Annotated in this window: 21 protein-coding genes; 17 read left to right on the top strand and 4 right to left on the bottom strand. The window is 25.0% G+C overall.

Going from position 1 to position 25178, the window contains the following annotated elements; translation table 11 throughout:
* Positions 1-9: 9 nt before the first annotated feature.
* From IGS63_RS10525 to IGS63_RS10450, 16 genes are all read left to right on the top strand, one after another.
* A complete protein-coding gene (locus IGS63_RS10525) occupies positions 10-459 on the top strand; it encodes a CBS domain-containing protein (protein WP_190614798.1) in 450 nt (149 codons plus the stop codon).
* A gap of 2 nt (positions 460-461) precedes the next feature.
* The gene (gene mtaB, locus IGS63_RS10520; RefSeq protein WP_190614797.1) at positions 462-1742 is read left to right on the top strand and encodes a tRNA (N(6)-L-threonylcarbamoyladenosine(37)-C(2))-methylthiotransferase MtaB; all 1281 of its coding nucleotides are present in this window, start codon (positions 462-464) and stop codon (positions 1740-1742) included.
* On the top strand, positions 1732-2550 hold the full coding sequence (locus tag IGS63_RS10515) for an aminotransferase class IV (protein ID WP_190614796.1): 819 nt from the start codon (positions 1732-1734) through the stop codon (positions 2548-2550). The genes mtaB and IGS63_RS10515 overlap by 11 nt, the downstream gene beginning before the upstream one ends.
* Position 2551: 1 nt before the next feature.
* Positions 2552-2845 (top strand): DciA family protein, encoded by a 294-nt coding sequence (locus IGS63_RS10510; RefSeq protein WP_190614795.1) that lies wholly within the window; start codon positions 2552-2554, stop codon positions 2843-2845.
* A gap of 3 nt (positions 2846-2848) precedes the next feature.
* Positions 2849-4774, top strand: coding sequence for a DNA gyrase/topoisomerase IV subunit B (locus IGS63_RS10505; RefSeq protein WP_190614794.1), 1926 nt, complete (start codon positions 2849-2851; stop codon positions 4772-4774).
* A complete protein-coding gene (locus tag IGS63_RS10500; RefSeq protein ID WP_190614793.1) occupies positions 4775-5239 on the top strand; it encodes a hypothetical protein in 465 nt (154 codons plus the stop codon).
* Positions 5240-5253: 14 nt separating this feature from the next.
* Positions 5254-6534 carry a cell division FtsA domain-containing protein gene (locus tag IGS63_RS10495; RefSeq protein ID WP_190614792.1) on the top strand — a complete coding sequence of 427 codons (1281 nt, stop codon included), beginning with the start codon at positions 5254-5256 and terminating at the stop codon, positions 6532-6534.
* Between the two features lie 16 nt (positions 6535-6550).
* Positions 6551-7654, top strand: a complete 1104-nt coding sequence (ftsZ, locus tag IGS63_RS10490) for a cell division protein FtsZ (RefSeq protein ID WP_190614791.1) — start codon at positions 6551-6553, stop codon at positions 7652-7654.
* A complete protein-coding gene (locus IGS63_RS10485) occupies positions 7632-8702 on the top strand; it encodes an ATPase, T2SS/T4P/T4SS family (protein ID WP_190614790.1) in 1071 nt (356 codons plus the stop codon). Before ftsZ ends, IGS63_RS10485 begins: the two co-directional genes overlap by 23 nt.
* Positions 8699-9895, top strand: coding sequence for a hypothetical protein (locus IGS63_RS10480; RefSeq protein WP_190614789.1), 1197 nt, complete (start codon positions 8699-8701; stop codon positions 9893-9895). The genes IGS63_RS10485 and IGS63_RS10480 overlap by 4 nt, the downstream gene beginning before the upstream one ends.
* Positions 9895-10773, top strand: coding sequence for a DUF5685 family protein (locus IGS63_RS10475; protein WP_190614788.1), 879 nt, complete (start codon positions 9895-9897; stop codon positions 10771-10773). The genes IGS63_RS10480 and IGS63_RS10475 overlap by 1 nt, the downstream gene beginning before the upstream one ends.
* 144 nt (positions 10774-10917) lie before the next feature.
* The gene (locus IGS63_RS10470; protein WP_190614787.1) at positions 10918-11382 is read left to right on the top strand and encodes a hypothetical protein; all 465 of its coding nucleotides are present in this window, start codon (positions 10918-10920) and stop codon (positions 11380-11382) included.
* Positions 11383-11386: 4 nt separating this feature from the next.
* Entirely contained in the window at positions 11387-12685 is a 1299-nt protein-coding gene (locus IGS63_RS10465) for an ArsB/NhaD family transporter (protein ID WP_232521232.1), read from the top strand.
* A gap of 78 nt (positions 12686-12763) precedes the next feature.
* Entirely contained in the window at positions 12764-13255 is a 492-nt protein-coding gene (locus tag IGS63_RS10460) for an HD-GYP domain-containing protein (RefSeq protein WP_190614786.1), read from the top strand.
* A 652-nt stretch (positions 13256-13907) separates the two neighbouring features.
* The gene (locus IGS63_RS10455; RefSeq protein WP_190614785.1) at positions 13908-15635 is read left to right on the top strand and encodes an ABC transporter ATP-binding protein; all 1728 of its coding nucleotides are present in this window, start codon (positions 13908-13910) and stop codon (positions 15633-15635) included.
* Entirely contained in the window at positions 15635-17419 is a 1785-nt protein-coding gene (locus IGS63_RS10450; protein ID WP_190614784.1) for an ABC transporter ATP-binding protein, read from the top strand. Before IGS63_RS10455 ends, IGS63_RS10450 begins: the two co-directional genes overlap by 1 nt.
* Before the next feature lie 138 nt (positions 17420-17557).
* On the opposite strand, the gene IGS63_RS10445 is transcribed toward IGS63_RS10450, so the two are convergent.
* The 4 genes from IGS63_RS10445 to IGS63_RS10430 form a co-directional block, all read right to left on the bottom strand.
* Positions 17558-19279: a proline--tRNA ligase gene (locus tag IGS63_RS10445; protein ID WP_190614782.1), complete on the bottom strand. Its 1722-nt coding sequence runs from the start codon at positions 19277-19279 to the stop codon at positions 17558-17560.
* A gap of 286 nt (positions 19280-19565) precedes the next feature.
* Entirely contained in the window at positions 19566-20444 is an 879-nt protein-coding gene (locus IGS63_RS10440; RefSeq protein WP_190614780.1) for a CPBP family intramembrane glutamic endopeptidase, read from the bottom strand.
* A gap of 300 nt (positions 20445-20744) precedes the next feature.
* Positions 20745-21032, bottom strand: coding sequence for a hypothetical protein (locus IGS63_RS10435; protein ID WP_190614779.1), 288 nt, complete (start codon positions 21030-21032; stop codon positions 20745-20747).
* A 734-nt stretch (positions 21033-21766) separates the two neighbouring features.
* Positions 21767-23293 (bottom strand): ATP-binding protein, encoded by a 1527-nt coding sequence (locus tag IGS63_RS10430; protein WP_190614777.1) that lies wholly within the window; start codon positions 23291-23293, stop codon positions 21767-21769.
* 167 nt (positions 23294-23460) lie between these two features.
* Between IGS63_RS10430 and IGS63_RS10425 the strand changes: the two genes are divergently transcribed.
* Positions 23461-25170 carry a YgiQ family radical SAM protein gene (locus IGS63_RS10425; RefSeq protein ID WP_190614775.1) on the top strand — a complete coding sequence of 570 codons (1710 nt, stop codon included), beginning with the start codon at positions 23461-23463 and terminating at the stop codon, positions 25168-25170.
* Positions 25171-25178 lie beyond the last annotated feature (8 nt).

Genomic DNA, 25178 nt, shown 5'->3' with positions numbered 1-25178 from the left:
TAGAAAACAATGAAAGCAACTGATATAATGGAAAGAGATTTAACTGCTATAATGTCTGATGAAACAGTAAAAAGATTTATTATGATATGTCAAAGACATGGTATTTCTGCACTTCCAGTAGTTAATGATGATTACAAATTAGTTGGGTATCTTAGTGAAAGTGGTATTATTTCTTCATCTTTACCAGGATATTTACAATTAATGGAAAGTAGTGCTTTTATACCAGATAGTCAACAATTTTTTAAAGGGTTAAAAAATATAATAAATAAACCAGTTAGTGAATTTATGATTGAAAATCCTCATAAAGTTTATGTGGATGATACTGCATTGCATGTTGCAGATATAATGATAAAAAATAAATTAAAATTAATTCCAGTAATCGATCAAGAAGAAAGATTAGTAGGAATAATAAGAAGAATAGATTTATTGAGTAAAGCAGCGAAAGGAGAAAATATTTAATTTTGAAAAAAATATCATTAATTACATTTGGTTGTAAAATGAACCAGGCCGAAACACAAAAAATTTCTGAAGTGTTTGAGGACCTGGGTTTTTCTACATGTTTTGATGAAAAAGATGGGAAAAGTGATTTTTATTTTATTAATACCTGTACTGTTACATCAGAAGCAGAAAGAAAAATAAGGCAATTGATAAGAAGAATAAAAAGAAAAAACAATTCTTCTAAAATAATTGCTGGTGGATGTTATGTTCATACAGATGCTGAATCTATACTAAAAAGCGGAGCTGACTTAATTTTAGGAAATCATGAAAAAAAAGAAATACAAAAATATTATAATAAAACTGGAATTTTTTTAGATAAATCTTATTGGTTAAAAGAAGACAAAGTAATAGTTCCAGAAAGGTCTTATGGTAATAGAACGCGTATTTTTCTTCCAATAGAAGAAGGGTGTTTAAATGCGTGTTCTTATTGTAGAATAATATTTGCAAGAGGAACTAAAATTAGATCTTTAACTATACATGATGTACTAAACAACATAAAAAAATATATAAATACTGGGTATAAAGAAATAGTTTTAACTGGAATAAATATGGAATATTTTGGTTATGGTTTAAACGAAAATTTAGAAAAGCTTTTATTTCAAATAGAAAAAAATTTTTCAAAAGAAGATGTTAGGATAAGATTAACTTCACTCTATCCAGATTCAATAAATGAAAATATATCAAAATTATTGAATGAAAGCAATATTTTTGAAAAACATGTACATTTTTCTATGCAGCATATATCTTCAAATATCTTGAAAAATATGGGAAGAAGATATAGTGAAAGAACTATTTATAAAAGTGTAGAAATGCTCAGAAAATACAATGAACTTTTTTCAATTACAGCAGATTTAATTGTAGGATTTCCAGGAGAAACAAATAAAGATTTTGAAATATTGTTAAAAGGCGTAAATGATTTAAAACTTTTAAAAACTCATAGTTTTAGATTTTCACCAAGACCTTTTACAAAAGCAGAAAGAATGAAAAAACAAATTCCTTCTGAAATAAAGAAACAAAGAATTAAAATTTTAAATAAAGAATCTTTAAAAACTTCAAAAAAATATCTCGAAAATTTTCAAAATAAGAAAGTAAAAGTACTTTTTGAAAGTAAAGAAAATAATTTTTATTGTGGATATGATGAATACTATATATATCATTATTCTAAAGACGTTTTACAAAAAGGATTTAATAATACAATAATAAAATCTGTTATTCCGGAAGGAGTTGTTTCGAATGTTTTATAATGGAATAGAATGGTCTGAATATCCTTTAATTTCTGCTGATGATGATGGTTTTGTTAGAGGATATTCCATATATGAGGTTTTTAGAACTTATTCAAAACAATTTTTTGCTTTAAGTAAAAATTACTTAAGATTAAAAAAATCATCTGACTTTTTAGGTATTGAAATACCTTCTTTTGAAAAAATACTAGAAATATTAGAACAAGCTAAAAAATTACATTCTTTTCAAGAATACAGATTTAAACTATATGTTACTCCATATACTGCTTCAATAAAATCTTTTTATTTATTTGTTGAAGAAATAAAAGATGACAAAGAATTAATAGATGAAGGAGTAGTATTAAATATTGCCAGAGAAAGAAAACCTCATGCACCAGTTGTTCCATATTATGTAAAAACACCTTTAAATGGGTTCACTAGATATTTAAATAAAAAATATGATTATTACTATGATTCAATTGTTTTAAATGAATTTGGATATGTAACAGAATGTACGTATTCAAACATATTTTTTGTTAATAGTGGTGTATTAATAACCCCTTATCTCTCTGCTGGAGTTCTTCCTGGAATAACAAGGGAAAATGTTATAGAGCTTTCTAAAAATCTTTCAATAGAAGTTGAAGAAAGAAATGTTGAACTTTGGGAATTATTATCTGCCGAAGAAGTATTTATAACTCATACATCAAGAGGAATTGTACCAGTAAAGAGAATATATCCGCACTTTACATTTTCAGTTCCAGGAATAGTAACAGATACTTTATTACAAAATTGGTCAGACTTTATAAAAGACTATCCAGAGGAAAAAATTTAAATTGTCAGACTTTATAAAAGATATTTTGAAATCTCTTTCAAAAAAAGATAAAATAATAAAAAAAATATATAATACTTCTTCAATAGAAGATATTTGGAACAATGTTATAGAAAAAAAATTAAAAAAATATACAAAAATTGAAAACTATGAAACTAAAAATAAAATACTAATTGTATCATGCAATAAAAATATTGTTATGCAGGAAATCTTATTTAAAAAAAATGAAATAATAAAAATAATCAATGAGCAATTAAATGAAGAAATTGTTGTTGATATAAAGGTTATACGGAGGTGAAGTATGTCCGAAAAGCAATATTCAGGAAATGAAATAAAAATTCTTAAAGGTTTAGAACCTGTGAGAATGAGACCTGGTATGTACATAGGATCAACAAGTAAAGCTGGATTAAACCATTTAGTTTATGAAATAGTTGATAATTCAGTAGATGAACATATAAATGGTTATTGTGATGAAATAGATATAAAAATTCATTCTGATGACTCAATAGAAGTTATGGATAATGGAAGAGGTATTCCTGTTGATATACATCCAACAGAAGGGAAAAGTACTCTTGAAGTCGTAATGACTGTTTTACATGCTGGTGGAAAATTTGATAAAAAAGCATATAAAGTTAGTGGTGGGTTACATGGAGTTGGAGCTTCTGTTGTAAATGCCCTATCTGAATATATGGAAACAAGAGTTTATAAAGATGGAAATATTTATTTTCAACGATATAAAAGAGGTATACCAGAAAATGATGTACAAATAATAGGGAAAACGGATAGAACTGGTACTCATCAAAAATTTAGACCTGATCCAGAAATTTTTGAAGAAGGAGACGTTGCTGTAGAATCTTACTCTATCCAAAACAGACTTAGAGAAATAGCTTTCTTAAATTCTAATTTAAAAATAAATTTTTCAGATGAAAAAAAACAAATTAAAGAATTATTTCATTTTTCAGGAGGTTTAGAAGAATTTTTAGAATATGAAATAAAAAAGAGAAAAAAAATAAAAATATCTCCGCCAATTTATATAAATGGAACTTATATGCATAAAAAAGATGAAATGGAAATGCAAGTAGAAGTTGAATTTTGTTATACAAACTCTGATGAAGCCCAGATTATATCTTTTGTAAATAATATAAGAACAATTGATGGAGGAGAACATGAATCTGGGTTTAAATTATGCTTGACAAGAACTATGAATGAATATGCTAAAAAATTGAATATTATAAAAGAAAAAGATCCAAATTTTACTGGTGAAGATGTAAGAGAGGGCATATTAGCAATAATTCATGTTAAAATGGCTAATCCGATTTTTGAAGGTCAAACAAAAGGAAAATTAGGATCTAAATACGCAAGAGATGCAGTTAATCAAGTTGTTAATGAAAAACTAACCTTATATCTTGATTCTCATAATAAAGAATGTAAAACAATGTTAGATAGAATTCAATTTGCATCTAAAAAAAGATTAGCTGCAAAAAAAGCAAGAGAAAGTATAAAAAGAAAATCTGTTTTTGAAAATAGCACATTACCAGGTAAATTAGCAGATTGTACCTCAAAAGATCCAAATGTCTCAGAAATATTTATAGTAGAAGGAGATTCTGCTGGAGGGAATGCTAAACAAGCAAGAGATAGATACTATCAAGCAATTTTACCTTTAAGAGGAAAAATTTTAAATACTGAAAAAACAGATTTTTTACGCTTATTAAAAAGCGAACAAATAATGAATATAGTTACAGCTCTTGGAACAAGTATAGGAGAAGAATTTAATCCAGAAAAGTTGAGATATGGAAAAATAATAATAATGACTGATGCTGATGTTGACGGAATGCATATAAGAACTCTTTTGCTTACTTTTTTCTTTAGATATGCAAGAGAATTAGTTGAAAATGGAAATGTTTATATAGCACAACCACCTTTATATAGATTTGAAGTTGATAAAAAGCACTTTTATCTTTATACTGAAAATGAACTCGAAAAATTAAAAGCACAGTATTCAGGTAAAAAAATTAAAGTTCAAAGATATAAAGGACTTGGAGAAATGAATCCAGATCAATTATGGGAAACAACAATGGATATAAAAACACGAAAAATGCTGAAAATAAAAATAGAAGATTTAGAAATGGTAGATGAAACAATAGATGTTTTAATGGGAAGTGACCCATCATTGAGAAGAAATTTTATAGAAGAAAATGCACATAGAGTAAAGGAATTAGATGTTTAAATGAAATTTTATTTAAAAACTTTTATATTAAAAATGTTTTTAATATTTTTTTATATTTTTTCTTTAAGTTTAATATTGCCTCCTCATAATAATGAGGATGCAATTTATTTAAAAGAAAAAGATATAAAACCTTATGCAATGTACTCAATAAAAAAACTAAATAGATATTTTTTTTACAATGTTAAAAATGAAGTAGTGTATTTATATGATACAATTATACCAGGAATACCCGAAATTATATTTAGCAATGATTTAAAAGATGAAAAAAAAATAATTTTAAACTTTTATAATTTAAATAATATAATAAAAATAGATTTTCAAAAAAAAGAAATTTTCTGTTATAATAAAATTAGGATAAAGTTTTACAAACTTGGGGATTTGATATTTTTATTTGGCGAACAAGATATTTTATCCGGATTAAACCCCGGAACTTATACTGTTATTGATAAAAAAATAATAAAGTGAATTGGGGGAATACCATGGCAAAAAATTACTTAATTGGACTTGATATAGGAAGCTTTAAAACTAAAGGAATTTTATTTGAAGAAGAAAACAAACACTATAGAGTACTTTCATATGGAAGTAAAAAGACATCTGGAATAACTGGAGGAGAACTGAAAGATATAGAGAAAATTACTGAAACTATAAGAAGTTTAATAAATGATTTAACAAAAGACTTGTCTAAAAAAAGTAAAAGTATAGAATTAATTACTGGATATTCAACTAATGAACTTTATATTTCTTCAGAAAATTTTACAGTTGAATATACAGAAAAAACAGAAATTGTTCAAAAAGAATTAGAAAAAATAAAAAATAGTGTAGTAAAAAAATATAGTGAAGATAAAAAAATGATTTTAGATATAAGTTTTACTAAGTTTATAGTAGATGACAAAATAGTTTCAAATCCTATAGCATTTACTGCACAAAAGTCGCTTACAGTATCCTTAAATGTTGTTTGGGCTTCAGAAAATTCTTTTGTTACATTATCAAGTGCTTTCAAAAAAATAGTTTCAGATAATAAGTTACCTGCTTTTGATACAACACTTTCTATGGCTTATGCCGCAACAACTTCTCAAGATAGAGAAAATGGCATAACCTTTTTAGATTTTGGATATAGAGCTTGTAGAGCTATTGTTTTTAAAGATGGAATTCCTAGTATGTTCCATACATTTCCTTATGGAATAAAATATGTTTTAAAGGATATAACAACTGTTTTAAAAACAACTGAAGCAGAAGCAAATAGGCTATTAATAGAACATGCTGTTTGTTTAAAAGATACAAAAGTAACTAAAAAAATAGATTTTAATACAGTATCAAAACCTGATATGGCACATTGTACACAGAATTTATTAAATAAAATAGTTTATGCTAGAGTTAGAGAAATAATTAGTAGATTCAATGGTGAATTATCAAAAAAAAGATTTGGACGTTCAAATGAATTTGGTGGATTACAAGGTGGAGTCATATATTGCGGTGGAGGATCGCAAATAAAAAATATTGAAAATACAATTCAAGAATTAATGGGGGATAACTTTAGAAAAGGTCAATTGTCTTTAGAAATTTTTAAAAATGTGCCAGAAGAACTGAATAAAAAAATGGAATATTTGAGTGTTTTTGGTCTTATAGAAAGAAATGAAAACATGAAAATAAATGAAGGAAATGTTGAAAATACTAAAGAAATAAATACTGCAAAGAAAAATAAAAAAGGATTTGGGAATGCCTTTAAAAGCATATTTAAAAAATTGGTCAATGAAGATTGACGGAGGTGAATAAAAAATGCCATTTGAATTAGAAGATACTAAACAACAGCCATTATTTAAAAAAAAGGCAAAATATACAATAAAAGTAATAGGTGTGGGCGGAGCTGGAAATAATGCTGTTAAAAGAATGGTTGAAAAAGGAATAGATGATGTTGAATTGATAGCAGCTAATACTGATGTTCAAGTTCTTGAATTAAATCCTGCACCTTATAAAATACAGTTAGGAGAAAAATTAACTCGTGGTTTAGGAGCTGGTGGAAATCCTGTACAAGGAAAAGAATCTGCAATAGAAAGCTTAGAAAAAATAAAAGAATACCTTGAAAATACAGATTTATTGTTTATTACAGCTGGATTTGGTGGTGGAACAGGAACAGGTGCCGCTCCTGTTATTGCAAAATTAGCAACAGAAATGAATATATTAACAGTAGCAATAGTTACTACTCCATTTCATTTTGAAGGAACAACAAGAGATAAAATTGCTTCAGAAGGAATAAAAGAATTAAAAAACAATGTAGATAGTTTAATAAAAATTTCTAATGATAGATTAATAGATCCAAATGAAAATAAACCAATAGATGAAATTTTTGCAGAAGCAGATGAAGTTTTATATCAAGCTATAACTGGTATTTCTAATTTAATAACTAAACCAGGCCTTATAAACGTTGATTTTGCAGATGTAAAATCCGTATTAAAAGGAAAAGGATCTGCAATGCTTGGAATTGGATATGGAAAAGGTGAAAATAAAGCAGAAGAAGCCGTTAGAAAAGCTCTTGAAAGTAAAATATTAGATAATCCTGTAAAAAACTGTACAGCTGTTTTAGTAAATATTTCTGGAAAAAATCCAACAGTTCAAGAATTAAAAACAATTTCTAATAAATTAAAAGATTCTGCTATTGACGATGCAAATATGAAGTCAGGTATTTCAATTGTAGACTTACCAGAAGACGAAATTAAAGTTACAATAATAGCTTCTGGTTATGACAGATTTTCTGAAGAAAATACATATGAAGATAATATATATGAACAACCAGCTCTTTATAGATATTTTGGGAAATCTATAGTTACAGATGAAATTTCAAAAGTTGAAAAAATACTTCATGAAGAAGAATCTATGGAATAAAAAAAAGAAAGAAAAATATAAAATAAGTGAGAAAGAATCTTTTTCAGATCTTTTTTATAGAGATAAAGAATATCTTCAAGATGAAGGTATCTTTTTTCATATATTTTTTGAAAATTTAGATAAACGAATTAGTGATTTTCATTTTGAATCAAATGATAATAATGTAAAAATAAAAATAAGATACTCTGGGAAATTAATAGATTATAAAACTATAAAAAAAGCTGAATACTTAAGATTCATAAATATAGTATTAATTCATTGTAAGAAAGATATTATAAGAAATAATTACAATGTGGATGGTTCTTTTAATTTAAATGGTTTCAATTATAGAGTATCTATGATGGATTCTTTTTTTGGTGTGAGTACAGTCATTAGACGTTTAAGAAATATTGAAGATATAAATATAGAATTTAATAATAATCTTTTAAAAAAAGTATTTGAAAATACACAAAAAAAATCTAAAACAATACTTTTTTCTGGTCCAACTGGTTCTGGAAAAAGTACAACTATGCTTTATATTGTTAATAAACTTAAATCAGAATATAAAATACATACAATTGAAAATCCAATTGAATATATAATCCCTGAAATAGTTCAAATTCCAATAAAAACAGATGATGAATCAGAAATGATTTTAAAATATATTTTAAGGCAAGATCCGGAAATCATAGTAGCTGGTGAAATAAGAGATAAAAATTTTGCAAAACTAATCTTTAATGCTTCAACAACAGGACATACAGTATACGCATCAATACATTCTGATAGCGTTTTTTCAGCTTTAAATAGATTAATAAATTTGGTTGAAAATAAAAAAAATATAGTTGATTCAATTGATATAATAATAAATCAAAAATTAAAACCTAAAAACTGTACTAATTGTCAAGGAACTGGATGTAAAAAGTGTTATTATACTGGTAGAGATGGAGTAGAACCAAACTTTGAATATATGATATTGAATAAAAAAATTAAAGAAGATATCATTAATGGAATTTCTATAATAGAATTAGAAAATAAATATAAAAATATCCTCGTAGGAGGTGCTTTATGAAATACATAACAAAGAGTCCTAAAGAGTGGGAAGAATACGATAAAAACAAAAATAATAATAACAATAATTATAAGAAAATGAGAAAAATGACCTCTTTCATAATAATTGCTATATCATTAATGGTAATCCTTTTTACAATTTTTGGAGACAATTTTTTACCTCAAAGATTTGATATGAAAATCATAGATGGTTTTAATTTTACACTTTTAACAAAGGATACTTATTATTATCCAGAATTTCTTGATATAAAAGTTAAAATGCAAAATATAAAAAAACAAACAAATTCATTTACTTTAAAAAATTTCACATTTATAATTATAAACAAAGATGATGGAAATGTATTATATAATTTTGTTTATAATAAAGAAGTAAAAAATAAAATTAATACTTATGTCAATCAAACAATTTATGATTTAACAAAAGAAAAAAAAATATCCAATATAAAAAAAGGTAATTATGAAATTAGAGTTAGCTTTAAATTAAATGAAAAAGATGTTGTATTGACAAAAGAATTTTATTATTCACATGATTTAAAATTAAATCTATATCCTTATAAAGATTTTTTCTTATCCACAGAAAATCCTAAAATAGGTTTAGAAATATTCAATCAAACAAATGAAACTGAAGCCAAAGAAATAAAAGGTATACTAAAAGTAATAAAAAAAGATAAAGAAATTTATAAAGAAAATATAAATTTTGGAAGTATTTCATTAAATCCAATGACTAATAAAGTATTAAATATTGAATTAAAAACTAAATTAAATGAAGGAACATACACCATAACCTTTGAAACTCCTGCTTTTGAAAAAATGCTCATTACTATTTTAAATATAACTAAAAAAATTGATTATACATCCTCAAAATTATATTTGAGTAATTTAAGTTTACCAATAATAGAAAAAGGGCAAACACTTTATTATATAGCAAAACTAAACAATAGAAATAAAGAGAATAGAGGTATTGAAATAAAACAAATGATAATAAAAGTTTATTATAATGATGAAATTATTTATAAGTATATAAAAGTAAATCCTGTTAGAGTTTATTTACCTTCATTTGGAACAAAAGGAATTTTTGATCTTGAAAAAACAAAAAAAATAAAATTAGATAAAGCTGGAACATACAATGTTGAATTTATAGCTTTAATAAATGGAAAAACCTTTAATAAAAAACAAAAAATAGAGGTTAAATAATGTATGGATATATTTCATTGTACTTCAAACCAAATGATGAAGAAAGGAAAAAATACCTATACTATTATTGTGGAATTTGCCATTCTTTAAAAAAGAACTTTGGTAATATATATAGACCAACAATAATAAAAGAAGTTGTGTTGTTTGCTATGATGAATGAAGAGTACAAAGATATAAGTGAATTTAGATGTACTTGGATGCATTTTGGAAAAAGATATAAACCAAATAATTTATCCATTTTAGATAAATATTCTTATTTAAATATGTTAATTATTTATGGAAAGTTATTAGATTATAAGTTTGAAGGAACTCCTATTCCAAATAATTATATAAAAAAATTAAAAAACAAACTATTAAAAGAATTTGATGAACAATTAATAGAAGAATATGAGTTTTATTTAAAAAAACAAGATAAAATAGAAAAAAAATTATTAGATTTAGATGAATATGCAAAACCAAGTCAAGAACTCACTAAAATAATGATGAAAAATTATTTTAAAGATATAGAAGATACTGTACCAATAAGTATAGGTATGTTGATTTATCTTGTTGATAGTATATATGATTTTAAAAAAGACTTAAAAAAGAAAAAATTTAATGCCATAAGAGCTTCTTTTAATGTAAAAAAAATAGAAAATCTAAAAAATGAAGAAAAAAAAAGAATTTTATTTACGTATGATATATGTGCAAAAGAAATAATAGAAAATTCTGATAAACTTTCAAAATTTAATAAATATCTTGTCAAAAAATTATTAACTTTTTCATTTCAATTTCACAGGATAGAAATAACAAAAATATTAATGGGAGTTGATAAAAATGAAAACAAAAAAAACATTGATGGAAGAGGGAAACTTCAAAAAATTATTCTCAGAATATAACAAAAATAAAGAACTAAAAGAAGATATAAATAAATTCAGAGAAGGTTACTATGGATATAGAAGAAATGATTGTGGAGACTGTTTACAGTGTATAGGATCAATAGCATGTGCTGATTCTCTTTGTGAGTGTATGGGTGGGGATCTTTGCTCTTGTTTCTAAAAAATAAGATTGCCTACACATCCCTGATCGTTGTAACATTTTATATGATATTTATTTTATCGAGATTTTTAAGAATAGCACCAACTATTATTAGTATTTTATTACCTCTTGGAATGTTTTATTTAAACAAAAAAAATTCTATCATATATACAGTTTCACTAATTTTTCTAATCTTTATTAGTGGATTTATTATAGAAAGTATTGGTATTTTTGTCTTCTTTTTTGTACCAATATTAATATATAAATTTAATTTACCAAAATTTATATATATAGTATATACATTTTTGTTATATGCACTTTTACCTTTTTATAAACTCTATATACCTTTAAAAAATAATATATTATTAATTTCATTATATGTTATTTATTATATCTTTATTATGTATTATCCAATTTTATTGAACTACTTAAAAAAAGATATAGATAAATTTTTAAACAAATGGGGATGATACAGTGGATTTATCAATATCAAAAATTTTAATTATTGGGATTTTTTTTGTTACTTATTATTTGATAATTTTTGGTAAAACAAACAAATCAGTAGTAGCTTTTTCTATGGGGCTACTTGCCGCACTCGTAAAAGTTTCTAAGAATATAAAAGTTTCCAAAATTGGAGATTTTATAGACTTTAATACTTTGGGAATATTACTTGGAATGATGATTGTTGTTGGAATATTAAAAACAACTGGAGTTTTTCAAGCAATAGCTGGTTATATTGTAAAAAAATCAAAGGGTAATGTTATTTCTATTTTTATATTAACCTTAATTGCAGTAGCAGTTTTATCAAGTATGTTAGATAATGTTACGACACTTCTTTTATTCTCACCCGTAATCTTACTTATATGTCAAGAAGCAGAAATAAAACCAGAATATTTTTTATTTCCTATGATATTCGCAGCAAACATTGGTGGAACAGCTACAATGATAGGTGACCCTCCAAACATACTTGTTGCAAGTGCTTCAAATAAAGGCTTTATTGAATTTTTAAGTGTTATGATACTGCCTACACTATTAATATTTTCATTAACTTTACTGTTTTTTTTATTCAAATATAAAGAATTAAAAAATGCAACACCAGAAAAATTTGAGAAATTACTTCAAATAGAACCATCAAAAGCTATAACAGATAAAAAACTGTTATATAAAGGATTATTAATCTTTTCTATGGTAATCTTTGGTTTTATAATTCACGAATATTTAGACTATGAAGCTTCTTTAATAGCCTTAACTGGAGGAGCTGTTATGCTTTTAGTATCAAAGAAAAATTTTGAAGAAATTGCTGGAGATGTAGAATGGAATACATTATTTTTCTTTGTTGGATTATTTACAATAGTAAAAGCTTTAGAAGATACAAATGTAATAACAGATATTACAAGAATAATTTCATCATTTTCAAATCATCCATTAATAACTTTAATTTTGGTCTTATGGATATCTGGAATACTTGCAGCTTTTATAGGTGCAGTACCTGTTGTTACAATATTTATACCAATAATTCAAAAATTAATATTGATTAATCCATATGGAAATGAATTGTGGTGGGCATTGGCACTTGGAGCAAGTTTAGGTGGAAATGGAACTATAAGTGGTGCTGCCTCTAACATGGTAATTGTGGGAATAATAGAAACAAATTTTAAAAGAAAAATTAAATTTTTTGATTTTATGAAAATAGGAATTATTATTTCATTAATTGGGCTAATTGTGTCTACTTTTTATTTAATTTTAAGAGTAAAAATATTAAAATTTTTATAAAAAAATGATATAATTGATATATAAAGCAACTTATTTTAAATTTTTTATTTTTAACCCCATTCTTTGGAGATGAATAAAATGGAATATACAATAAGTTTTAATATGAATGAATTTATTTCATCAATATCTGAATGTTCTGAAAAAACTTCTCCACTATTAAATGGTCATATGAAAAGAGTCTCTTTTTTATCTTATTTAATTGGTAAAAAATTAAATATGAATAAAAAAGGCTTAAAAAAATTAATTATTTCTTCTCTTATACATGATATAGGTATAATATCTAACTATGATGCTAAGCAAATTTTTAACTTTATTTTTGAAAAAAATTCTAAACATGTTGAAATAGCATATTTATTATTGAAAGACATTAATTTTTTTAAGGAATATTCAAATATAATAAGATTTCATCATGAAAATTGGAACTATGGAAAAAATAATTATCCATATGAAAGTATGATTATAAGTGTTGCTGACAAATTTGACTTACTTTTTTATGAAAGTAGTAAATTAAATACAAATTATGAAGAATTTAAAAATATTTTAGAAACTTACACAACCTTTAATGAATAAATTTATTAAAGGTTGTATTTTTTTATTATAATAAAAAGTTTAATTAAATATATTTTGTTATAAAAAAAATATAAAGTATGAATTTATTAACATTAAAATATTTTTGACGAAATAATTTTGTAATAAAAAATGTGTATTATTACACATGAATAAGCATAAAGCAAAAAAATAAAAAGGAGGTAAAGTTATGAATTTAAGATTATTTAGTCAAAGTAACTCATGGGATAGCTTTACCTCGAAGTATTTGTCTATAAAGATTTAACTGTAAAATACAATCGGGCTATAGCTATCCAGCTATGGCCCTTTAATTTTACAAACAAAAATATAGGTATTTGTTTGTATAAATGGGCCTATTTAGGCTCATTTTTTTATTTATAAACATTATTCAAGTAAAAACATTAGGGAGGGATGACTATGTTAAAAAGAACAATTGAAAAAGGTTTAAGAAAAGAAAAAAGATTTTGTATTTCTCAAATTATACTTGATGAATTTAAAGTCAAAATTGTTGATCTTAATAGTTTTTAGGTTAATTTTGTGGTAGGAGTGATTTTTATGAAAAAAGATGTTTTTGAAGTTATTGATATTTTTACTAAAGAATTTGATGTTGACATTATTGATAATACTAAAAATAAAAAGGATACGGTGATAAAAAATGAAAAAAATTTTTAAATATTTAAAAAAATATAAATTATTGATTTTTTTTGCTTTCTTCTGTATGATTGCAGGAATAATTCTTGATATGATTAATCCATATTTAATGAAAATAATGGTAGATGATGTTTTAATTGGAAATAAACGTAATTTATTAAAAACAGTTTTATTAGGTATAGCAGGTATTTCCTTGAGTAGAGCTTTGCTCGGATATTTAAGAGAGTTTACCTTTGATTATATTGGTGGAAAGGTTCAAGGAAATATAAGAAAAGATTTGTTTAAACATATACAAAGTTTACATTTTGGATTTTTTGATAAAATGAATACTGGAGAACTAATGTCAAGAATAGGTAATGATATTGATAACATTTGGTCATTAGTTGGTTTTGGTATGGGATTATTAATAGAAAATATATTGTATTTTATAACAGCATCTTCTATAATCTTTTTTTTAAATTGGAAATTAGCATTAATTAGTTTATTGACTACTCCACTAATAGCTTATTTAGCCTTTGAATTTGAAAAAAAAATTGGAGAAGCATTTGAAAAAATCAGTGATCAAAATGCTGAAATAAATACAACCGCTCAAGAAAATATTTCAGGAGTAAGATTAGTAAAAGCTTTTACAAGAGAAAAATACGAAATAAAAAAGTTTTTAACTATGAATGAAAAAAATTATGATTTGAATGTTGAAAAGTTGAGGATATGGGGAAGATACTTTCCACTAATAGAATTTTTAAGTGATTTATCAGTAGTTTTAGTCGTTGTTTTTGGTGGAATGATGGTTATTGGAGAAAAATTATCTATTGGTACATTAATAAGCTTTTCTCAATATATTTGGATGCTAATATGGCCTATGCGAGAAATTGGGTGGCTTTTTAATATGTTTTCTGAAAGTAAAGCTTCTGCAAAAAAAATAAATAAAATTTTTGATACAAAACCAGAAATTTTTTTAAATAAAGAAACAAATAATCTAAATAAAGAAACTTTTAAAGGTCATGTAATATTTAAAAATGTTAGTTTTAAATACGAAGATGAGTATATCTTGAAAAATATAAATTTAGAAGCCAAACCAGGTAATACTATTGCAATAATGGGCCCAACTGGTTCTGGAAAAACTACTCTGATCAATTTAATAAGTAGATTTTATGAAGTATCAGAAGGTGAAATTACTTTCGATGGTTATAATGTAAAAGATATTCCATTAAATATTTTAAGAAAGAACATAGCAAATGTATTTCAAGATAATTTTTTGTTTTCTGAAAGTGTAAAAGAAAATATAAAGTTTGTAAATAAAAATGAAAGTATAAATGAAGCAATTAAACTATCTTGTTCTAACTTTGTATACAATTTAAAAGAAAAAGAAAATACTATAATTGGTGAAAGAGGTATAGGATTATCTGGAGGACAAAAACAAAGACTTACAATAGCCAGAGCATTCAATAAAAATTCTAAAGTACTCATTCTTGATGATGCAACTTCTGCATTGGATATGGATACAGAATTTGAACTTTTGAAAAACTTAAAGAAACTTCCAAATAAAGTTACAACATTCATCATAGGGCATAGAATTTCTGCTGTTAAAAATGCTGATGAAATTATTTTTATAGAAAATGGTGAAATAGTAGAAAGAGGAACACATGATGAATTATTACAAAAAAAAGGAAAATATTATGAAATTTATGAACAACAGTTCAAAGATTTTAAAGAAATAAAGGAAGTGTTATAATGGCAAAAAATGCAATAAAACAAGATGAATTTTTAAAACATAGATCAAAATTTGAAATAATAATGAGATTAGCAAATTATATGAAACCATTTAAATTATCAGTATTTACAATAACAGTATTTATGATATTTGTAATGGCAATAAACTTATTAAATCCATACTTATTAAAAGTTGCTATTGACAAGTATATAAAAGCCAATGACATATATGGATTATTAAAAATAGGAATGATAATGATAGGATTAAATTTTTTTGCCTTAATCATTTCAAAATTAAGAGTAACTATGATGGGAAAAATGACAAATAGAATAGTTGTAAACATAAGAAGAGAATTGTACTCACATATTCAAAAACTTTCTTTTTCATTTTTTGATGACAGACCTGTAGGTAAGATACTTGCAAGAGTAATAGGCGATGTAAAATCATTAGAGCAATTCTTTTCAAACTCTGTAAAACAATTTATACCAGAAATATTAAGAATTGTATTTGTAACTATAATAATGTTTTCAATGAACTTTAAATTGGCACTCGTTAGTATATCTATATTACCGCTTTTATTCATTGGACTTTTTACTATAGAAATTTTGAGTAGAAAAAGGTGGGACTTATTTAGAAAGAAAAAATCTAATTTAAATGCTTATACACATGAAAATTTTTCTGGAATAAGAGTAGTCCAATCATTTGTTGCCGAAGAAAAGGCAATAAATTCTTACAATAACTTTGTTGATGAAATGACAAATTCTTTTATAAAAGCTGTTAAACTTCAAGACTTATTTTGGGGAATGGTACAACTTTCATGGGGACTTGGAATGGTAATAGTGTATTTTTATAGTGTTAAAATGATAGATGAAAAAAGTATAACAATAGGTACTTTAGTTGCTTTTACATGGTATATAAGTATGTTTTGGCGTCCAATAATGAATATAGCAAACTTTTATAACACATTAGTTACCAGTTTTTCTGCAGCAGATAGAATATTTGAAATACTAGAAATAGAACCTAATATAAAAGATTATTCTACAAATAAGATGAAAAAAATAAATGGAGAAGTTGAATTTAAAAATGTATCTTTTGAATACGAAACAGGTATACCAGTTCTCCATAAAGTCAATTTTAAAGTTAATGCTGGTGAAGTAATAGCACTTGTTGGACCAACTGGCGCAGGAAAAACAACTATCATAAATCTTTTATCAAGATTTTATGATGTAACTTCTGGAAAAATTTTAGTTGATGGAGTAGATATAAAAACTGTTGAATTGGAATCTTTTAGATCTCAAATGGGAATAATGCTTCAAGACACTTTTTTGTTTTCTGAAAGTATAAAAGAAAATATAAAATATGGAAAACTTAACGCAACTGATGAAGAAATTATTAAGGTTGCAAAAATTGTAGGTATTCATGATTACATAATGAGTTTAGAAAAAGGATATGATACAAATGTAAATGAAAGAGGTACCAGACTTTCTGTTGGACAAAGGCAATTAATATCTCTTGCAAGAGCTTTACTTGCAGATCCAAAAATATTAATACTTGATGAAGCAACATCAAATATAGATACACATACAGAAAAATTGGTACAAGAAGGTATAAAGAAACTTTTAAAAAACAGAACATCATTTGTAATTGCTCATAGACTTTCAACAATTAGAGATGCTGATAGAATAATGTATATAGATAAAGGAAAGATAGTTGAATCCGGAACACACGATGAATTAATTGAAAAAAGAGGTTATTATTATAATTTGTATATGTCACAATTTGAATTTATAGCAAAAGGAGTTTAATAATAGTTACTAAAGTAACATATTTTTTGTACTTTATTCATACTAATACAAAAAAATAATAAAGTATAATTATCTTGACAACAAAACAACAAATAACCCAAAAACCTCTCTGAAATAAAAAAATAATCCCTAACGGGATTATTTTTTTATTGGTTTATAATTGTTTAATTTTTCTTCAACCTTTTCTAAAATACTTTCTGTATCAGCTTTTAATATTTCTCCATCTTTTTCATTTCTTAATTTTAATTCAACGTTTCCTTCTTTAAAAGAACGACCAACAACAATTTTTAAAGGAATTCCCATTAAATCGCTATCCTTAAATTTAAAACCTGGAGATACTTTTCTATCATCAAGTGCAGCATCATATCCTTTTTTTAACAGTTCATTGTAAATTTCTTCGGACTTTTGTAAAGCTTCAGGAGTTTTTGCTGCATTTATAACTATTACTTCAAATGGTGCAATAGCCTTTGGCCATTTTATTCCATTTTCATCATGCAGTTGTTCAACTATTGCACCAAGGGTTCTTGAAATTCCCCAACCATAACATCCCATTATGTATGGTTTTGGTCTTCCATTTTCATCAGCATATACTCCATTCATCTTTTCAGAGTATTTAGTTCCAAGTTTAAAAACTTGTCCAACTTCTATACCTTTTTTAGACTTTAATGAAGCACCACACTTTGGACAAGGTTCATTTTCAGATATTATTCTAATATCTGAATAAATATCAACATTAAAATCTCTTCCTTCATTAACATTTATATAATGTTTATCTTGTTCAAGTGCTCCTGTTACTCCATTGTTTATGGTTTTTATACTGTAATCTGCAATTATTTTTACATCTTTTATGCCAATAGGACCAATAAAGCCTATCTCAACATTAAATTTATTCCAAATTTCTCCTGGTTCTCCTAAATCTAATGTTTGATCATTTGCAACGGTTCTTATTTTTGATAAATTTATTTCATAGTCACCTCTTATTAGAGCAAGAACCCAACCTTCTTTACCTTTTAATAAAATAGATTTTATTGTATTTTGAGGAGTTGTATTTAAAAACTTTGAAATTTCTTCAATTGTTTTTTGATTTGGTGTGTCTACAATCTTTAAATCTTTCATTTCTTCAATTGTTTTTTCAAACTTTGTTCCAGACTCTGCTTTTTCATCTGTTGCATAATATCCACATTCTGAACAATAAAAGATAGTACTTTCCCCAGATTCTGCTAAAACTTGAAATTCATGAGAATTACTACCTCCAATTGCCCCTGTATCAGCTTCAACTGCAACAAATTCAACATCCATTCTATTTAAAATTTTTTCATATGCTTTATAAAAATCATTGTAAGTTTCATCTAAAGATTCTTCGCTTGTATGAAATGAATAAGCATCTTTCATAATAAATTCTCTTGCTCTTAAAACACCAAATCTTGGTCTTATTTCATCTCTATACTTTGTTGCTATTTGATACAAAGTAGTAGGAAGTTGTTTATAAGAAATGAGTTCATTCTTTACTATGTGTGTTATCATTTCTTCATGTGTTGGACCAAGTGTAAAACTTCTATTGTGTCTATCTGTTAATTTCATCATTTCTGGTCCATAATCATCCCATCTACCAGTTTGTTTCCAAAGTTCAGCTGGTTGAACAACAGGCATTAACATTTCTTGTGCACCTATTGCATTAACTTCTTCTCTAACTATATTTTCTATTTTTCTTATTACTTTCCATCCAAGAGGAAGATAAGAATATACTCCTGAAGCTACTTTTCTAATAAATCCTCCCCTAATAAGAAGTTCCATGCTTTTTATATCTGCATCTGAAGGTACTTCTTTGAGGGTTGGTGCGTAGAGCTTTGAAAATCTCATAATAATCCCTCCAATTTCGTTAGTTTTTGTTATTTTACCATACAAGGTTAACAAATAAGTTTTTTTAATGTAAATGTAGAAATTTTAGAAAGATATATATCATTTTTGAAATAAATAAATTTGATACTATTTTAATGATTTACACATTCAAAAAGCTCCAATACCTAAGAAATTAATAAAAAATCATTGTAAGAGACTTTTTCTTTTTTTAATATTTTTAGTTTTCTCTCTACACTTTTATTTTACCGGGAGATTCCTTTTTTTCAACTACTATTTTTTATCCTTCTTATTGATTTAATTCATAATCAAATTCTTCCATTTCAAGAGGTACATTTTTTACTTTTGATAAAGAATTATTCTTTAAAAACTTTATTATTGTTTTTAAAATATAAATGCTTATTGGAACAACAATTAAAAGTATAAATATTATATCACTTTTAAAAATAGTTATATCCTCAATTGATGTATCATCTGGTATAAAATCAATAATAAGTGTAATAAAATTAACAAAAAAATGAATTAACATTGGTAGTTTAAGACTCTTTGTATTAACATACACTATTCCAATAATTAGCCCATATATAGTAGCAGTAATAATATTAATCTTATTTACATGTATTAATCCAAATATAATCGATGAAATAATTACAGCTTTTTTTACATTCCACTTTAATGAAAATCGATTTATCATTATTCCTCTAAATATAAACTCTTCCAATATAGGGGATATAATTAAGGATTGAGCAATTGTATATATTAAATTTAAGAGACCACTATTTAAAATATTAGGTTCAACTTTATTTGTAAAGTGTATGTCATTTGGAAAATGTATATCATTCCCTGTTATCATAATATACATTAGGGCTATCAACATAAACACAGTAAGGTATACTATCCAAATAAATGAAGTTGCTGTAACAAACTTTATTGTATCTTTTTTTTTATACTTTTTACCATTTGTTTTAAAAAAATTTTTTATATAAATTTTATTTTTCTTAATTTTATAAAGAAACCACATTAAAATTAACATTTGAGAAATTATCAGGAAAAAAATTTCTTCTTTCAAACTTTTCCTATAAAAATATAAATGATTCAAACCAGTTGTTACTATATACATTGATAAAAACTCTCGAGCTTTAATATTTTCAAACTTTCTCACATTCATTTTTATTTTACTCCTCCATTTTTATTCATTTATATTAATAAGAGACACAAGTTGTGTCTCTTAAAAGTATTATTTATTTGGTTGAGCAATAACTTTTTGAGTTAAATATTGACGAACACTTGAACTATAATATGTTGTATGTGAACTATATACTTTTCCATATGATTGAAGCTTACTATTAGCAGAACTTTCAGCAATTTGACGAGCTTCTGATAAACTTCTAACTGTTTTAACCCCATAATCAATTACATCTACAACTTCCTTAACTAATTCTTTTATTTTTTTACCATTTTTCCAAACCTATTTTACTGTTCCAACAACTCCTTTTTTACCTATTCTCCAAGCTACTACCATCAATCTTCCCATACCTGTTGTTTGACCTATTTCTCCTACTTTATTAATTGAGTTTTTTTCTAAAGAATTTACAATAATATTTGTAGGCATTTTGGGAGTATTTAATTTTTCATTAAATAAACCACTATTTATAACTGGGTTTGAAGCATGAATACTTTGATCTCTTTTAGGTGATACGGCAAAAACAGAAAACGTCATTAAAACTAACATAAGTACTACAAAACTCTTTTTCACTTTTGTTCCTCCTCTAATTTGTATTTTTATTTGTGCGCACAAATATTTTAATATTATAATTTTTATTTTAATTTAATCAATTAATTAATCAATTCTCTTTAATTACATAAATATTATAGCAAAAAAAAAAAAAAAATCAACTATTTTTAGTGTACTAATTAATATTTTTACCTGAATATAATATAATTTTGATTAATTTATATCATTTATTTTATTTTTTTATGTTATTAATTTCATATTAACTGTTAATCTTTGTGAATTTAGATTTTATATTTTTTATAATGTTATTATTAATAATTTTCATTATAAAAGTTTGTGAAATTCTATCAAAAATTTATTTTTTATAAATATTCTGATTTGATTTTTTATTATTGATGAAATATTAATATCAAAAATTTGAGTGTTTTTTTACTTTGATTTTATCTTTAATCTATTGTATTTTATTAAAATTTTTAATTTTATATATTTTTTTTACTCACAAAATGCGTGAATATTACAAAAATATTTAAATTTAAAAGGAAATAGTGAAAAAAATGAATAAGTGAGCCTTGTGAGAATTTTCGTTATAAAAACCATCGAGAGAATGGGGAAATATGTTAAGAAAATTCAACTGTTTGAGCGTTATTAGTTCCAAGTATAGTGAGTTTTAAATTTTTAATATTTTTTCATGAACGAAATACGTTTTTTAGAAAATATGAGTTTTTATAAAAATATAATCCCAGCACCCGCTGGGATTATATTTTTTCTATTTTGTATTCGTCTATGTTTCTTTTTTCTGAGTTTATGTTTATTCCTATTATGTAAATTTCTTTCTCTTTGTACTTTTCATAGTACTTCATTTCTTTTATTTGATTTAAAGCTTTTTCTGCACTTTTGTCTATCTTTATTTCCATTATGTATATAGTGTCTTCCTCTATTACTATATCGCTTCTTCCTAAGTTCGTTAATTCTTCTGCTGTTACGTTCAGTCCCGCTGATGCAAGTATTGTGTATATCAATGAGTGATAGTAGCTTTCTTCTTTTTTGTGCAAGTTGTATGGTATTGCACTTATTATTCTTTTTATTTCTTTTATTATTCCTTCTATGTCTTTTTCATATATTCTTTCATATATTGTGGTTTCTATTTGTTCTGTTTCTCTTATTCCATAGTTTGCTTCTAATATTATCTTTGAAAAGCTGTTCTTTACTTCTATGTTTGGATAGTCTAATATATACTTTTCCCTCAATCCTAATCTTTTTATTCCTTTAAAGGTCAAGTATCCTGCTTGTGTAAAGAATATGCTTGCATTTGCTTCTTCTATTTCTCGGGTTGAAAAGTCTAATTCACTCACTGGATACTTCACTAAGTCTTCGTATCTTATCTTCTTTCCTTTTATGTATTCATATAAAAATGATGGCGATCCACTTTCAAACCAATAGTTTTGAAACTTTCTTTCATTAAAAAATCTTAATATTGAAAATGGATTGTATACAGAATTCTCTCCATCAAATGAAAATCCATTGTAGTACATCTTTAAGTTTTTTAATAATTCTTTTTCTTCCATCTTCATTTCAATTGCTGTTTCTTTTATATGCTCTTTAAAGTTACTTTCCAACTCTTCTTGTGTGTACCCCAACATCTGTGCGTATTTTTTATTCAACGATATATCATTTAAGTTGTTCAATGCTGAAAATACTCCTGTTTTTGTGAACTTTGTTATTCCTGTCATGAATACAAACTTTATGTATTCATCATTTGATTTTATACTAACATAAAAATTCCTCAATATTTCTCTATATCTTTCTGCTTTTTCTTTGTTGTTTATATTGTCTAATATTGGTTTTTCATATTCATCTACTAATATTACTACTCTTTCTTTTCTTGATAGTTCAAATATTAATTCATCAAAAGCATATTTATAATGGTCGCTCTCTATATTTATTCCATATTTTTTTGCTTCTCTTTTTATTATTCTTAATAATCCATCTTTTAATTCTTCTTCTGTATCATTTGTTGTATCCAATAAACTTATCCTTATTACTGGATACTCTTTGAACTCCCATTTGTCGTATATGTATGTTCCTTTAAATAAGTCTTTTTCTCCTTTAAACAAATAATACAGCGTTGATATCGTTAAACTCTTTCCAAATCTTCTTGGACGAGATAAAAAATAAAATTTTCCACTTGTTATTAATTCATGTAAATATTTTGTTTTATCTATGTATATATAATCTGTTATTAATTCTTTGTAGTCTTGTACTCCTATTGGTAGTTTTTTCATTTTTATCACCTCTAATTTTTATTATACCATAGGTTTTTTATTAAATAAAAATTAATAATATTAGATCCATTGGTTTAAACTAATTTAAACATTAAACTAATTAATTTCTTAATGAACAAATAACTTTTTTAATGTATAATAAAAGAAAAAACTAAAGGAGTTATAAGATGTTTGATATACCGACAACACGTGAAGAAATGAATAAATTAGGAATTAAACAATTAGACGTGATTTTAGTTAGTGGCGATGCTTTTGTAGATCATCCTTCCTTTGGAACTGCTATAATAGCTCGTGTTTTAAAAGATATTGCTAATTTAAAAGTAGGAATTATTTGTCAACCAGATTGGAAAACATCAAAAGATATAACTAGACTTGGGGAACCTAAGTATTTTTTTGGTGTTACTTCAGGAAATATGGATTCAATGGTTGCTAACTATACTGCTTCAAGGAGAAAAAGAAAAACTGATGAGTATACTCCAAATGCTGATTTTGGTAAAAGACCAGATAGAGCAACTATAGTTTATTCTAATTTAATAAAACAAAATTTCAAAGGAATACCTGTTATTCTAGGTGGAATAGAAGCAAGTTTAAGAAGAATTTCTCATTATGACTGGTGGCAAAATAAAGTAAAAAAATCATTTCTTTTAGATTCAAAAGCAGATCTTTTAGTTTATGGTATGGGAGAAAAAACTATATTACAAGTAGCTGATATTTTCAAAAATGGAGGAAACATAGATGATTGCAAAAAATTACGTGGTGTAGTTTTTTGGAAATCAAAGTTACCTAAAAATAACTTTAAATATAAATCATTACCTTCTTTTGAAGAAGTTTCAAATTCTAAAGAAAAGTATATGGAAATGTTTAAAATTTTTCAAAATGAAAATGATCCTCTTAACTCTGATGGATTAATACAAAAACATGATAATAGATTTGTTATACAAAATCCACCACAAAAATATTTAACAACTAAAGAAATGGATATGATTTATGATTTGCCTTATACAAAAAAAGTTCATCCATACTATAAAAAAATGGGTTATGTTAAAGCCTTGGATACTGTTAAAACATCTATAACTTCTCACAGAGGTTGTTATGGAGAATGTAGTTTTTGTGCTATAACGCTTCATCAAGGAAGAACTATACAGAGTAGAAGCATTGAATCTATTTTAAATGAAATAAAAAAAATGACAGCTGATTCTTCTTTTAATGGTATTATTTCAGATATAGGTGGTCCAACTGCAAATATGTATGGACATGATTGTTCAAAAAAAATTGAACATGGAGCTTGTAAAAATAAAAGATGTATAGGGATTAAAACTTGTAATCTATTAAAACCTAATCATTCAAAGTATATTGAATTATTAAAAAAAGCCAGAAAAATTAAAGGAATAAAAAAAATTTTTGTGGCCTCTGGGATCCGGTTAGATTTAATTTTTGAAGATAAAATTTATGGTATGGATTTTTTAAAAGAATTAATTAATCATCATATTTCTGGAAGAATGAAAATAGCTCCAGAACACGCATCAAAAAAAGTTTTAAACTTAATGAATAAACCGGATTTTTCAATAACAGAAAAGTTTATAGAAACATTTAAAAAATTAAATAAAGAATCTGGAAAAAAACAATTTTTTTCGGCTTACATAATAGCAGCTCATCCAGGAAGTACTTTAGAAGATGAAAAATACTTAAAAAAAAGATTAAATAAAAGTTTTGGATTTACTCCAAATCAAGTACAAATTTTCACTCCAACTCCATCAACAAAATCAACAACAATGTATTATACTGAAAAAGATCCAAATACAAATAAAAAAATTTTTGTTGAAAAAAACGAAAAAAAGCGTAAAATTCATAAAGAAATTGTGGTAAAATATAATTGAATTTTTGA

This window comes from Tepiditoga spiralis, from assembly GCF_014701195.1.
Taxonomy (GTDB): Bacteria; Thermotogota; Thermotogae; order Petrotogales; family Petrotogaceae; genus Tepiditoga; species Tepiditoga spiralis.
The sequence above is the reverse complement of the archived record's forward strand: the minus strand, read 5'-3'. Positions and strand labels throughout refer to the sequence as shown.

Bases quoted from the DNA above. Each gene is read 5' to 3' on its own strand.
- IGS63_RS10505 (WP_190614794.1), top strand. From the start codon at position 2,849: ATGTCCGAAAAGCAATATTCAGGAAATGAAATAAAAATTCTTAAAGGT.
- IGS63_RS10495 (WP_190614792.1), top strand. From the start codon at position 5,254: ATGGCAAAAAATTACTTAATTGGACTTGATATAGGAAGCTTTAAAACT.
- ftsZ (WP_190614791.1), top strand. From the start codon at position 6,551: ATGCCATTTGAATTAGAAGATACTAAACAACAGCCATTATTTAAAAAA.
- IGS63_RS10440 (WP_190614780.1), bottom strand. From the start codon at position 20,444: ATGAATGTGAGAAAGTTTGAAAATATTAAAGCTCGAGAGTTTTTATCA.
- IGS63_RS10425 (WP_190614775.1), top strand. From the start codon at position 23,461: ATGTTTGATATACCGACAACACGTGAAGAAATGAATAAATTAGGAATT.
- IGS63_RS10445 (WP_190614782.1), bottom strand. From the start codon at position 19,279: ATGAGATTTTCAAAGCTCTACGCACCAACCCTCAAAGAAGTACCTTCA.
- IGS63_RS10480 (WP_190614789.1), top strand. From the start codon at position 8,699: ATGAAATACATAACAAAGAGTCCTAAAGAGTGGGAAGAATACGATAAA.
- IGS63_RS10430 (WP_190614777.1), bottom strand. From the start codon at position 23,293: ATGAAAAAACTACCAATAGGAGTACAAGACTACAAAGAATTAATAACA.
- IGS63_RS10500 (WP_190614793.1), top strand. From the start codon at position 4,775: ATGAAATTTTATTTAAAAACTTTTATATTAAAAATGTTTTTAATATTT.
- IGS63_RS10515 (WP_190614796.1), top strand. From the start codon at position 1,732: ATGTTTTATAATGGAATAGAATGGTCTGAATATCCTTTAATTTCTGCT.
- IGS63_RS10525 (WP_190614798.1), top strand. From the start codon at position 10: ATGAAAGCAACTGATATAATGGAAAGAGATTTAACTGCTATAATGTCT.
- IGS63_RS10475 (WP_190614788.1), top strand. From the start codon at position 9,895: ATGTATGGATATATTTCATTGTACTTCAAACCAAATGATGAAGAAAGG.
- IGS63_RS10450 (WP_190614784.1), top strand. From the start codon at position 15,635: ATGGCAAAAAATGCAATAAAACAAGATGAATTTTTAAAACATAGATCA.
- IGS63_RS10485 (WP_190614790.1), top strand. From the start codon at position 7,632: ATGAAGAAGAATCTATGGAATAAAAAAAAGAAAGAAAAATATAAAATA.
- IGS63_RS10455 (WP_190614785.1), top strand. From the start codon at position 13,908: ATGAAAAAAATTTTTAAATATTTAAAAAAATATAAATTATTGATTTTT.
- IGS63_RS10460 (WP_190614786.1), top strand. From the start codon at position 12,764: ATGGAATATACAATAAGTTTTAATATGAATGAATTTATTTCATCAATA.